Genomic DNA, 12,213 nt, shown 5'->3' with positions numbered 1-12,213 from the left:
CGAATACGAGTAGAATCAACACCGTGCGCCATGTCCACCAAATTTAAACCGGACAGCAGTGGGCTTGTCCCGAGGATCTGCCAACGTGTCGTAAAATCAATCGGTTGCAGATGCTCGGGACAGCCCCGAGCATGACGGAGGGAAGGTCTGCGGACTTTGCAAGCACCCTTCCGGACGATCTGAACCGCCTCTCAAGACTTCCGCCGACACCTCATTTTCCCGCCCGCTCGAATAATTCCTCCAAGCGCGGCTTCGCCCGGCCGGGCACATCCACCGTCCTGTAGCTTTGCGGCAGGGTCGCCTCGCCCACCTTGATCAGCATGACCATGCCCATGCCGTAATGCGGCGAGCATTTGATGCCGTAAAAGCCCGGTTTTTCGAAACCGGTCTCGAATTCATCGTTGATCCGGCTTTTGAAACCTTCGACACCTTCAGGAACCATGCCGTCAATGGTCGCGGCATTGTGGCTCTTGTGGGTGGGCACGAAGCGCACACGGTCGCCGGGGGCGATTTCCAGAAAGTCGGGTTCGAACACCATCGGGCCTTTTTCTCCCCGGTTCAGCATTTTCACCTCGAAGGTCTCGGCTGAAGCCTGAAGCGGAAAGCCCGTGACCGCCACGGCAATGACGGCAGCGGCGCAAAACAGTCTGGTCTTTGCAGCGGCGTTTGCGAGCGTCGTCAATGTCATCATCGTGCCAGTACTTTCCTTGCATGCTCGGCCCGCCCATGGGCCGGCAGAAAACGAATATGGGAAAAGCCGCCCTCATCCGTGGTGACGACGCATTCCACCCCAAAGACGGCGGCTATTCTCGCCGGTGTCAGAACCTCGCGCGGCGGACCGACCGCAATCATCTCGCCCCGATGCATGATGGCGACCCGGTCACAGAACATGGCGGCGTGATTGAGATCGTGCAGCGCCGCCACAACGGTCAAACCCTGCCGGCGCACCAGATCGAGCAGGCCGATCTGGTGGCCTATGTCGAGGTGATTGGTCGGTTCGTCCAGAAGCAGGATATGCGGCTCCTGCGTCAATGCGCGGGCGATATGCAGGCGCTGGCGTTCGCCGCCGGAAAGATGGTGCCAGTTGCGCTCCGCCTTGTCGGCCATGTCGACATTGGCAAGTGCTGCATCAACAATGGCGTCATCCTGCTGCGACCAGGCGGAAAGCGGCCCGAGATAGGGCGTGCGCCCAAGCTCCACCGCCTGCCGTGCGGTGATCCGTTCGGTAGTTTCGGCCTGCTGCTCCACGAAGGCAAGCCGGCGGGCAAGGTCTCGCCGTCCCAATGAGGCAAGCGGCTCATCCCCGAGCGTAACGTGCCCCCGGCGCGGCTTGCGAATGCCTGCCAGCATGGAAAGCAGCGTGCTTTTGCCGGAACCGTTCGGTCCGATGATGCCGAGAAACTCACCCGAACCGACATCGAGCGAGACCCCACGCACGATATCGATATTGCCGGCGTGGAAATGCAGGTCGTGAGCGGATAACTTCATGAACGCCCCCTCTTCTGGCCGAGTATGAAGGCAAAGGCGGGCGCGCCGACGAGCGCGGTGATGACGCCAATGGGCAGCACCTGCCCCGGAATGACAATGCGCGAGAGAATATCCGCGACGATCATGAAAACCGCGCCGGTCAGCGCCGTCACCGGCAGCAATATGCCATGGCGAACGCCGACGAAGATGCGTGCGGCATGTGGAATGACGAGTCCCACGAAGCCGATGGAACCGACCAGCGACACCATCGCAGCCGTCATGATCGCCGAAACGGAGATCAGCACCGCATAGACCCAGCGCACCGGAATGCCGAGCGAGGCAGCCGCCTGACCGCCGAAGGCGAAGGCATCGAGCGCCCGGGCATACCAGAGACACACCGCAAGTCCCGCAAGACTGACCGGCAGCGCCAGCCAGACATCCGGCCAGCGCACCCCCGAGAGGTTGCCCAGCAGCCAGAACATGATGCCGCGCGCCTGTTCGGCATTGGCGGATTTGGTGACGATGAAAGAGGTCATGGCATTAAACAGCTGCGACCCGGCCACCCCGGCAAGAATGATGGCGCTGTTGCCGTGTCCCGCCCGCACCGCCAATAGACTGACCAGCGAGAATGCGACGAAAGCACCGATGAGCGCCCCGGCCGGCATCGTCAGGAACCCCGCCCCGAAGCCAAGCAGCGCGACAGCGACGGCACCGGTGGAGGCGCCAGCGGAAATGCCGAGAATATAAGGATCGGCAAGCGGATTGCGCAGAAGCGATTGCAGCACCGCCCCGGCCAGCGCCAAAGAAGCGCCGCAACAGGCGGCGACGACCGCGCGGCTGAGACGATAACTCCAGACGATGCCCTCATCCAGCGGCTCCAGCGGATAGGCCGCATGGAAGACGCGGTTGGCGATTGTTTTCGCCACGACGTCGAAAGGAATGGCGGTCTCGCCGATGGCCGCCCCGGCCATCAGCGCGACGAGCAGCAGTGCGAGCGCGGCAAAAGCCAGCCCTACTCTGCCGAGAGGGATGGAAAGACCGTTCACTTCGCGAGGCCGGCAGCCGAAATCGCCTCGGCCAGCGTTTCGATGCCTTCAATGGTGCGAATGGTCGGGTTCATCGCCTGCGCGTCCATCTCGAACACATGTCCTTCCTTGACGGCTGGCATGATGCTGGCCACGGGATCGGTGGCGAGGAACTTCAGCTTGACGGCGACATCATCGGCGGGGAAACGGCGGCGATCCATCTTGCCGGCAACGATGATGGACGGATTGGCCTTGGCGATGGTTTCCCAGCCGACGGTCGGCCATTCTTCATCGCTTTCGATGACGTTCTTTAAGCCCAGCGCGGACATGATGTAGCCGGGAGCGCCATTGCGGCCAGCCACATAGGGATCGATATCCAGCTCGGCGCTGGAGAACCAGAAGACAGCCGAAAGCTTGCCATTTGCCGAGGCGATCTTGGCGCGGGCGGCTTCTTCACGCTTTTTCAGGTCGGCAACGACCTCTTCACCGCGATCCTGCACGTTGAAGATTTTGGCGAGATCGCGGATTTCCTGGTAGATCAAATCCATGGTGAAGACGGTGTTGCGCACGCCGTCGCCGCCGCCGGAATTGTCCTTGCCCATGCAATCGGCGGGCGAGGTATAAACGGGAACGCCAAGCTCGGCGAATTGCGCCGGTGTTCCGACAACGCCTTCCGGGCCGATCTGCCACTGAAACTGCGTCGTCACGAGGTCCGGCTTCTTGCCGATGACCGCCTCGAAGCTCGGATCATTGTCAGCCAGCCGCTCGACCCTGGCATTGGCCTCTTCGTAGCCCCTCAGAACCGGACCGATCCACAGCGCCGTGCCGACCACCTTGTCGGAAAGGCCGAGGAGGTAAAGAACCTCGGTCGTGCTCTGGCCGACGGACACGGTGCGGGCGGGTGCCTGCTGGAAGGTGATCTCCTGACCGCAGCTGTTGATCGTCAGGGGATAGGTGGTTTCGGCAGCATTGGCGCCGGCGACAGGCAAAACCGCAAGCACAGCGGCCAGAAAACCGGCATGGACCGGCAGGCGTCTAGAATGAAACATGTGTTCTCCAGTCGAAAGTAAATCTTATTCCAGAGCAGCAGGCGTCAGAACGCGCAGCAACAGCGGGACGTCTTGTACGGAGAACGGCAATAGGACGCAAACGAAATGTTATGAAATAACATTACAATCTCCTCCTCCGGGCTTCCCCGCCCGTAACGATGGTTTATATTTCGACGGCAGGTCTCCTGGCTCACGGATTTGCGTCACTCATCTGCCTTCCCGCATTCCGGAGAATACAGTGGCATGACGCCTTGAAGCGTCACGGGGATGAACGACAATCCGCTTACAGTTGCGGGGGCAGCCACGGCATTGGGCGAAAAAGATCGCCCGCACCATGTTCCCTATTAATCCCTTCGCCTTTCGGCTGCAGGAACCGTCGCTTTCTCACATAAGGGGCAAGAGGCGGGGCGTCAATTGCGATAGTGCCTCACCTCAGCACAAAGACGGGCTTGCCAGGGCGAAAATCTTTGCGGAACCGGAGCCTGCCGGTTGCGGCGCGCCCTTCGACATGGCGGTGAGCGTTTCGATCCCCACCAGCCCGGATTGCGTCAGAAACTCGGTCAGAAGACCGTTATCCCGCACGGTATCGAGACGGACAAGCTGATCGTCGAGATCGGAAAAATGTCGCCTCACCAACGCAATCGCATCCGCCTGGTCACCGGCGATGACCGGGCCGACAATATGGCCCCGGCCCGCTGCACGCCGCAATGCAAAGGCGGCAAGACGATCGGCCTCGAACAGGCCGTAACCCGTATTTTCCTGAACAAGGCGTTGCAGGACGCCCCGGCGCGAAACACCGAAAGCCGCCCGATCCAGATCCACCACGGCGGACAAATGATCCTCGGACAACGGCTCGATTCTCTGCTTTCTTCCAAGCGTCGGCATCTCGGCAGGGCAACGTGCCTTGCCGCGCAGGAGATGTACTTTCTCCGTATCTCCGGCAAAACCCAGCCGTGCGAAAAGCCGTCGCGAGGCTTCCGTGGCGTTCAACCGCAGGGCGGCGTCGGGGTAGCCCGCGATGAGTTGGCCCACCAGCCACGGTGAAACGCCTTGCCCCTGCAAACGGGGAGAAACGATGACCATGCCGACCGTCGCGAAACCCTCATCATAAGGAAACAGCATTGCCGTTGCGACAACACGATCGATCTCGTCAAGCGCGGCAAGGCCGACGCCGCACTGCCGCAGGAAACACCATTCGTTCGCGTGATATCGCCATCCGACAGCCATGGACAAAGCATGCAGATGATCGGCCTCCACATCGGCGATATCCACTGTCCGTAACTCGAAACTATCGACTTTGAGCAGCTCCATGACAAACGGCTCTCATTCCCTCCGGCGCGGAACCTAGATCCCGGCAGCCCAGCTCACGACATCCGAAGATAACCAGCCTCGCCAGCAGGAATTTTCCGAAAGCGCTGGAAGGACACAACAATCTACTGAAATCACCCGTATTTCAGCAGATAAACGCCGCAGGCCGCTCTAAGCTTTTCGGCGTTGAAGCGACGGAGACAGCCATGAACGCAATCGACATTCTGGAGCGTCTTGTCGGCTTCCCGTCGGTGGTCGGAACCGCCAATGGCGACATCGCAGGATGGATCGCCAATTATCTGGAAAGCCACGGCGCAAAAGTATCGCTGCTTGCCGGCCCGGAAGGCGACCGCGCCAATCTCTTCGCCAGCTTCGGCCCGACCGATGCCAGCGGATACATCCTTTCCGGCCATATGGATGTGGTGCCTGCCGGTGAGCCGGAATGGTCCTCCGATCCCTTTACGCTGGCAACCGAAGGCGAGCGTCTCTACGGACGCGGAACCACCGACATGAAAGGGTTTCTGGCCACGGTTCTCGCCGCAGCACCGGCATTTTCACGCATGGCGCTGAAGCGGCCCATTCACATCGCCTTTTCCTATGACGAGGAGGCGGGCTGCCGCGGCGTTCCGCATCTCATCGCCCGCTTGCCGGAACTATGCGCAAAACCGGCGGGCGCAATCATCGGCGAACCGAGCAATCTGCGCGCCGTGCGCGCCCACAAGGGTAAGGCCGCCGCACGCATCACCATTCGCGGCCGCTCCGGCCATTCCTCGCGGCCGGATCAGGGCGTGAACGCCATTCATCTGATGACCGGCATCATGGCAAAGGCGGTCGAGACCGCACAGGCTCTCACCGAGGGGCCTTTCGAAGCGACATTCGAGCCGCCCTATTCCTCCCTGCAGATCGGCACGGCGAAAGGCGGACAGGCGATCAATATCATCCCCGATCTCTGCGCCATCGAACTGGAGGCGCGGGCGATTGCTGGCGTATCGCCGATCGCTCTGCTCCAGCCGGTGCGCGACCGTGTCGAAGCGCTCGCCGCCGAGGGCATCGACGTAGAATGGACGCCAATGAGCGATTATCCGGCGCTGTCCCTTGCCGCCGATGCACCGCTCGTGAAGCTTCTGGAAGAGTTGACCGACGCGCCCTGCATCGCCGCCGTCAGCTATGGCACGGAGGCCGGGCTTTTTCAGGCGGCCGGCATCGACGCCATCATCTGCGGCCCGGGCGATATCGGCCGCGCCCACAAACCGGACGAATTCATAACGGCCGACGAACTTTCGGCCTGCCAGTCAATGCTGGAAACACTGGCGAACCGCTGCACGGTTTAAACCTTCGGAACCACGGATTTCAGATGACTTTCTTCTTCAATTCCGACGCGAAGCGCGGCGAGATTTTCCGGCAGGCCCTGGCCCGCGAGCTGCCGGAACTACCTTTTTCGATGGATGCCGAAAGCGTCGATCCGGATGCGGTTCGGTACCTCATTACCTGGACCGTGCCTGATGATATCGGCCGCTACCGCAATCTCGAAATCCTGTTTTCCATCGGTGCGGGCGTCGATCAGTTCCACATCGACACCGTCCCTGCGCATGTGAAGGTCGTGCGCATGGTGGATGAAGGCATCATCCGCATGATGCAGGAATATGTGAGCCTTGGCGTGCTTTCGCTGCACCGCAACCTGCCAGTCTATTTGAAGCAGCAGCGCCAGCAACTCTGGAAGGCCCTGCCGCAGCGTCAGGCGGAAGACTGCCGGGTGGGCGTTCTCGGCCTCGGCATGTTGGGCGTTGCGGCGCTCGAACGGCTGAAACCCTTCGGTTTTCCGCTTTCCGGCTGGAGCCGTTCACCGCGCGAGATCGAAGGCGTGACCTGCCATCATGGCGAAGCCGGATTGTCCACGATCCTTTCGACCAGCGATATTCTTGTTTGCCTGCTGCCGCTGACCGACGAAACGACGGGGCTTCTGAATGGCGAACGCCTGGGGATGCTTCCCGAGGGTGCGGGGCTGGTTCACGCCGGGCGTGGCAAACAGCTCGACCACGACGCCCTCATCAATGCGCTGGACAGCGGCAGGCTTTCGGGTGCGGTGATCGACGTCACCGATCCGGAACCCCTGCCGGAAGACCATCCCTTCTGGACGCATCCGAAAATTCTCCTGACGCCGCACATTGCCAGCGTCACCCAGCCGCATTCGGCAGCACGCACCGTTGTCGAGAACATCAAACGATACCAGTCCGGCCTCGAGCCGCTCGGCGTCGTCGACCGCAATCGCGGATATTGATCATCCCGTTCCAAGAAAGGACGCCCATGCCACTTCTCAAGACCATCGACACGCACCCCGCCTTCGAACCGAAAGCCTCCAAGGCCCTGCCGGAACGCCTCATTTCCGGCGATCCGTCCTTCAAGACCTGGCCGCTAGACGAAGCCCGCAACGGCACCGTCCACACCGGCATCTGGGAAGCGACGCCGGGCGAAAGCCGTTCGATCAAGGGCGAAACCTTCGAATTCTGCCATATTCTCGAAGGTGTCATCGAAATCACGCCGGAAGGCGGCGAACCGCTGCGTTATACAGCTGGCGACAGTTTCGTCATGAAGCCGGGCTTCGTCGGCGTGTGGAAAACCATTGAAACCGTCCGCAAAATCTATGTTACGGTGAACGGATGAACTGGGAACCGGCCATTTTCGAAATCACCCGCGACGGCTATGTGCTGAGCACCGATCCGGCACGGGTGGATTTCGATCTGGTCCATGGTTTTCTCGCGCGCGATTCCTACTGGGCGCAGGGAATGACCGCCGACCGGCTGAAGCGGGCGCTTTCGCATTCGTTGCCGGTCGGCGTTTACGCCCCTGACGGTTCCATGGCCGCCTTCGCCCGTCTGGTGACGGATTACGCCGTTTTCGGCTATCTGCGCGATGTCTTCACGGTGGAGGATCATCGCGGTCGCGGCCTTGCGTCCTGGATCGCCACCGAGATACGCAAACACCCGGAGCTTTCGACGGTATCGAGCTGGATGCTGGCGACCCGCGACGCCCATGGTGTTTACGAAAAGGCCGGTTATCGCGCAGCACCGCATCCCGAATATTACATGACGGTGCCGAAACCCGGCGAGGGTTGAACAACCCTCCCAATGGGCCACCCCAGCCCTCCTCATAACCTGGGGCTATGACCCTTACCCCATAAATGCTTGGCCCTTTTCCGGTCCCGATGACAGCATCGTCCGCATTGGAAAAGGAGACGGAAGAGATGGGATATCGCATTGGCGTCGATGTTGGCGGGTCGTTTACGGATTTTGCCGTGTTCGACGATGGGACCGGCGCGCTTTCCACCCTGAAGGTGTTTTCCCGCCCCGATGCGCCCGGAGAAGAAATCCTTCTCGCGCTGGACACGCTGAAAAAGCGCGACGGCATCGAAGCGAAGGACGTTTCCTATTTCACCCATGGCACCACCGTCGGCGTCAACACCGTCATCCAGCGCAACGGCCAGAATGTCGCGCTGTTCACCACCGAAAATTTCGAGGATGTGCTGGGCGTTGCACGCCTCAAAATTCCGCAGATCCACAATCTCTATTCCGTGCGGCCGGAACCGCTCATCCCGCGCGAACGGGTTTTTGGCATAGCCGAGCGCATGCTGGCGACCGGCGAGGTAAAGCTCGCCCCGAACGAAGAGAATGTGGCACAGGCTGTCGCCGGCGCCCTTGCAGACGGTTGCGACGGAATTGTGCTCGCCTTCCTGCATTCCTACCGCAATCCCGAAAACGAACGGGCCGTGAAGGCGATGATCGAACGCATCGCGCCGCAATTGCCGGTGGTCTCCTCTGCCGAGACATGGCCGATCATCCGCGAATATGAGCGCACCGTCACCGCCGTCATCAGCGGTTATGTCCAGCCGCGCGTCGCACATTACCTCGACCGTTTCGAAACGGTGCTGCGCGGGCAAGGCATTGCCTGCCCGCTGCTCATCACCAAGACCAATGGGGGCGTCATGGGCATCGATCAGGCGCGGCGGGAATGTGTGCAGATGATCCTGTCGGGCACAGCTTCCGGCGTCATCGGCGCGGGTTATCTGGCAAAGGCCAGCGGCTTTGACCGGGTGATGAGCCTCGATATCGGCGGCACCAGCGCCGATGTGGCCGTTATCCTTGATGGCGAGGCCCAATATGGGGTCGGCGAACTGATCGGCGATTTCCAGATCCATGTCCCTTCCGTTTCCGTCAGTTCCGTCGGCCAGGGCGGCGGCTCGGTCGCATGGGTCGACAGTCTCGGCCTGTTGCAGGTGGGGCCGGAAAGTGCCGGCTCGACGCCGGGGCCGGCCTGTTACGGACGCGGCGGTAACCGCCCGACGATCACAGACGCCATGGCGGCCGCCAATCTCATCGGCCATATGCCGCTCGGTTATGGCGCGGTGACCGTCGATCACGGCGCATCGCGCGCCGCGCTCTCGCCGCTCGCGGAAAAGCTCGGCCTTTCCGTCGAGGCGCTGGCCGGCAACATCGTCGATATCGCCGTCTCCGGCATGTATGCGGAGGTGAACGCCCTCACCTCCCGTTTCGCCATCGACCCACGCGAATTTCACCTCTTCGCTTTCGGCGGCGCCGGCGCGATGCTCGCCTGCTTCCTCGCCCGCGAGCTGGACATGAAGGGTGTGGTGGTGCCGCCTACCCCCGGCGTCGTTTCCGCGCTCGGCGGCCTGATTGCCGATCTGAAGAACGATTTCATCCGAACCACCTATTGCGATGTGAACGACAGGGAGGCCTCCGATCTCGCCCCCCTTCTCGCCGAAATGCAGGAAACCGGCCGCAATTGGTTGAAAGAACAGGGTTTTAACGGCGATTGCGAGATGCGGCTTTCCGCCGACATGCGCTATCGCGGCCAATCCTACGAAATCGAAACCACGCTCCAGCCGGAATGGCTGGGCAGCGGCGACGCCGGCGCGATAAACAGGGCTTTCCATGAGGAACATGCCCGCCTCTACGGTCATTCCGATGAGCGGGCGGCGGTGCAGATGGTTAATCTCAGGCTCGTCGTCTCCGGGAAAACACCGAAGCCGCCGCTTCGCGAGACAGGCGTGGCCACAGGCCCCGCAAAGCCGCGCTTTCACACGAAAGGCTGGTTTGGCGGCATGGAACACGACATGGCGATCTATCACCGTGACGATCTGGCGGCCGGCCACGATTTCAACGGTCCCGCCATCGTCCTTCAGGACGACACCACCACCGTCGTGCCGCCCGGCTTTACGGTCCATGTGGACCGTTTCGGCAATCTCGTCATTACCAAGCGGGAGTTTTGACCCATGACCATCGATCGCCGCAATCTCAAGGTGCTGGCCAATTTCTGCTCGGCCGCCGCCGACGCCATGGCCTTTACGCTGATGCGCACCGCCCATTCCGCCTTCGTCAAGGAAACCGAGGATTTTTCCTGTCAGGTGGTGACGCGCGAAGGGCTGGCCTTCGCCAATCCCCGGCAATTCGGCGCGCCCTGGTATAGCGGCATCGACTACGCGCCGCTGCTTTCCATGTTCGAGGAATATGAAGAGGGCGATATCTGCATCACCAACGACCCCTATAGCGGTTTCGTCGCCACCCACTCGCCGGATATCCACATCTGGAAACCGGTCTTCCATGAGGGCAAAATTGCCTGTTTCGTGGTCGGACACATCCACAATACCGATGTCGGCGGCGCGGTTCCCGCCTCCCTGTCCCGCTCGCTTTCCGAAATCGAGCAGGAAGGCCTGCGCATCCCACCGGTCAAGCTCGTTCGCAAAGGCAGGCTAGATCCCTTCATCATCGACATGATGAAGGCCAATGTCCGCATGCCGGAACAGAATATCGGCGACCTCCACGCCCAGATCGCCTCCGTCAATATCGGCGAACGCAAGATGCAGGAAATCATCGCCCGCTTCGGCTTTGACGATTTTCTGGACGGGGTGCGCCAGATTTTCGATTATGCGGAAGAGCAGACCCGGCAAATCCTCACCCGGGTGCCCGATGGCGACTATTTCTTTGCCGATTATGCCGATGAGGATTCCGTTGGCGGCCGGCCATGCCGCGTGGCGCTGACGCTGAAAATCCGCGGCGGCGAAGCCGTCCTCGATTATACCGGCAGCGACCCGCAGCTCGGCTCGTCGCTGAACATGCCGACCGGCGGCCGCGAGCGGCATTCACTCGTCATGGTCGGACTGACCTATGTGCTTTATACGCTCGACAACAGCCTGCTTCTGAATGCCGGCACCCTGCGCCCGGCGCGGGCCGTGCTGCCGGAAGGCACGATCGTCAATTGCCAGCGCCCGGCCGCCGTCGGCATGCGTTCGCTGACCTGCGCCATGACGCAGATCGTCACCATCGGCGCTTTTGCAAAGGCCCTGCCGGAGCTTATTCCCGCCGCCTCACCCGGCGGAAACGCCATCATGAACATCAAGACCAGCGACAGGAACGGCCGCCCGGTCATGGCCTCCATCGGCCCGGTTGGCGGCGGCGGCGGCGGCACGCCCTTCTGCGACGGCAGCGACGGCGCGGGCGGCGCCACCGGTTTTCTGCGCAACACGCCGATTGAAATCAGCGAAGCGGAAGTACCGATCCTTTTCCGCCGTTATGGGCTGCAACGCGACACCGGCGGGGCGGGCCGTTTTCGCGGCGGGCTTTCGGCTGTCATGGAGTTTGAAATATCGTCACCGGAAACGGTGGTCACAGCCCGCAACCGCAACCGTTCGGTGATGGCGAGCTGGGGTGTCAACGGCGCAGGTCCGGGGCTGATTTCCCGCTTCCTGCGCAATCCCGATACCGAGGGCGAAATCTCGCTCGGCAATACCGATATCGTCCATTGCGGCCCGGGCGATGTCATTCGTGTCGTTGGACCGGGGGCCGGCGGTTACGGCGACCCCTTCACCCGCCCGCCGCAGGCCGTGCTGCGCGATGTGCGGCGTGGTGCGGTCTCAGCAGAAAATGCTGCAAGGCACTATGGGGTAGCGCTCAACGGTGATGATATCGACGAAGAGGCGACGGCTGCCCTGCGCGCCGCGCCGCGCCGGAAGACGGACGATATCATCAGCTACGGACCGGAGCGGCTCGCCTTCGAGGCGGTCTGGACCCGGGAACGTTATGATCTTCTGACGCAATTCCTGCAAAAATCGCCCGTGGGATGGCGCTTCTTCCTGAAACACCGGGTGTTTGAAGCGGTTGAAAACGAGGGCGATGATCCCCGCCCCCTTAGCGAGCGGATGGCCGGGATTTTCGACCGGATAAGCGCCCGCTACGGCGTTTGACCAGCGGCCTGCGTTCGCCGCCGAAGATTGCGCTGTCTGCCGGTGGCAAAACAGGATTTTCATTCACCGCCCGCGCCGCAGTCGGTCGATGCTGCTTGCCATCAGGGAT

General features: G+C 61.6%; 10 protein-coding genes, 1 pseudogene and 1 riboswitch. Of the genes and pseudogenes, 6 read left to right on the top strand and 5 right to left on the bottom strand.

Annotated elements, in window-relative coordinates:
- Nucleotides 1–211 precede the first annotated feature (211 nt).
- The 5 genes and pseudogenes from BTE54_RS18725 to BTE54_RS18705 all read right to left on the bottom strand — a co-directional run bounded on the left by BTE54_RS18725 (nucleotide 212) and on the right by BTE54_RS18705 (nucleotide 4,852).
- Nucleotides 212–691: a pseudoazurin gene (locus BTE54_RS18725; RefSeq protein ID WP_078053509.1), complete on the bottom strand. Its 480-nt coding sequence runs from the start codon at nucleotides 689–691 to the stop codon at nucleotides 212–214.
- Complete coding sequence (locus BTE54_RS18720) at nucleotides 688–1,488, bottom strand: ABC transporter ATP-binding protein (protein WP_065657204.1); 801 nt, start codon at nucleotides 1,486–1,488, stop codon at nucleotides 688–690. The genes BTE54_RS18725 and BTE54_RS18720 overlap by 4 nt, the downstream gene beginning before the upstream one ends.
- A complete protein-coding gene (locus tag BTE54_RS18715) occupies nucleotides 1,485–2,513 on the bottom strand; it encodes an iron ABC transporter permease (protein ID WP_078053508.1) in 1,029 nt (342 codons plus the stop codon). Before BTE54_RS18715 ends, BTE54_RS18720 begins: the two co-directional genes overlap by 4 nt.
- Nucleotides 2,510–3,472: pseudogene (locus BTE54_RS18710) on the bottom strand (ABC transporter substrate-binding protein); the annotation flags it as partial. The gene BTE54_RS18715 and the pseudogene BTE54_RS18710, both read right to left, overlap by 4 nt.
- A 226-nt stretch (nucleotides 3,473–3,698) precedes the next feature.
- A riboswitch (cobalamin riboswitch) is annotated at nucleotides 3,699–3,934 on the bottom strand.
- A gap of 39 nt (nucleotides 3,935–3,973) precedes the next feature.
- On the bottom strand, nucleotides 3,974–4,852 hold the full coding sequence (locus BTE54_RS18705) for a GNAT family N-acetyltransferase (protein WP_078053506.1): 879 nt from the start codon (nucleotides 4,850–4,852) through the stop codon (nucleotides 3,974–3,976).
- A gap of 203 nt (nucleotides 4,853–5,055) precedes the next feature.
- Between BTE54_RS18705 and argE the strand changes: the two genes are divergently transcribed.
- The 6 genes from argE to BTE54_RS18675 all read left to right on the top strand — a co-directional run bounded on the left by argE (nucleotide 5,056) and on the right by BTE54_RS18675 (nucleotide 12,104).
- Complete coding sequence (gene argE, locus BTE54_RS18700; protein ID WP_078053505.1) at nucleotides 5,056–6,180, top strand: acetylornithine deacetylase; 1,125 nt, start codon at nucleotides 5,056–5,058, stop codon at nucleotides 6,178–6,180.
- 23 nt (nucleotides 6,181–6,203) lie between these two features.
- Complete coding sequence (locus BTE54_RS18695; protein ID WP_078053504.1) at nucleotides 6,204–7,127, top strand: glyoxylate/hydroxypyruvate reductase A; 924 nt, start codon at nucleotides 6,204–6,206, stop codon at nucleotides 7,125–7,127.
- A 26-nt stretch (nucleotides 7,128–7,153) separates the two neighbouring features.
- A complete protein-coding gene (locus BTE54_RS18690; RefSeq protein ID WP_035264219.1) occupies nucleotides 7,154–7,510 on the top strand; it encodes a cupin domain-containing protein in 357 nt (118 codons plus the stop codon).
- Complete coding sequence (locus tag BTE54_RS18685) at nucleotides 7,507–7,962, top strand: GNAT family N-acetyltransferase (RefSeq protein ID WP_078053503.1); 456 nt, start codon at nucleotides 7,507–7,509, stop codon at nucleotides 7,960–7,962. The genes BTE54_RS18690 and BTE54_RS18685 overlap by 4 nt, the downstream gene beginning before the upstream one ends.
- Nucleotides 7,963–8,090: 128 nt before the next feature.
- The gene (locus BTE54_RS18680; protein WP_078053502.1) at nucleotides 8,091–10,133 is read left to right on the top strand and encodes a hydantoinase/oxoprolinase family protein; all 2,043 of its coding nucleotides are present in this window, start codon (nucleotides 8,091–8,093) and stop codon (nucleotides 10,131–10,133) included.
- A gap of 3 nt (nucleotides 10,134–10,136) precedes the next feature.
- Nucleotides 10,137–12,104 carry a hydantoinase B/oxoprolinase family protein gene (locus BTE54_RS18675; RefSeq protein ID WP_078053501.1) on the top strand — a complete coding sequence of 656 codons (1,968 nt, stop codon included), beginning with the start codon at nucleotides 10,137–10,139 and terminating at the stop codon, nucleotides 12,102–12,104.
- Nucleotides 12,105–12,213: the final 109 nt, after the last annotated feature.

Origin of the sequence: Agrobacterium sp. YIC 4121, from assembly GCF_002008205.1 — a bacterium.
Taxonomy (GTDB): Bacteria; Pseudomonadota; Alphaproteobacteria; order Rhizobiales; family Rhizobiaceae; genus Agrobacterium; species Agrobacterium leguminum.
The sequence above is the reverse complement of the archived record's forward strand: the minus strand, read 5'-3'. Positions and strand labels throughout refer to the sequence as shown.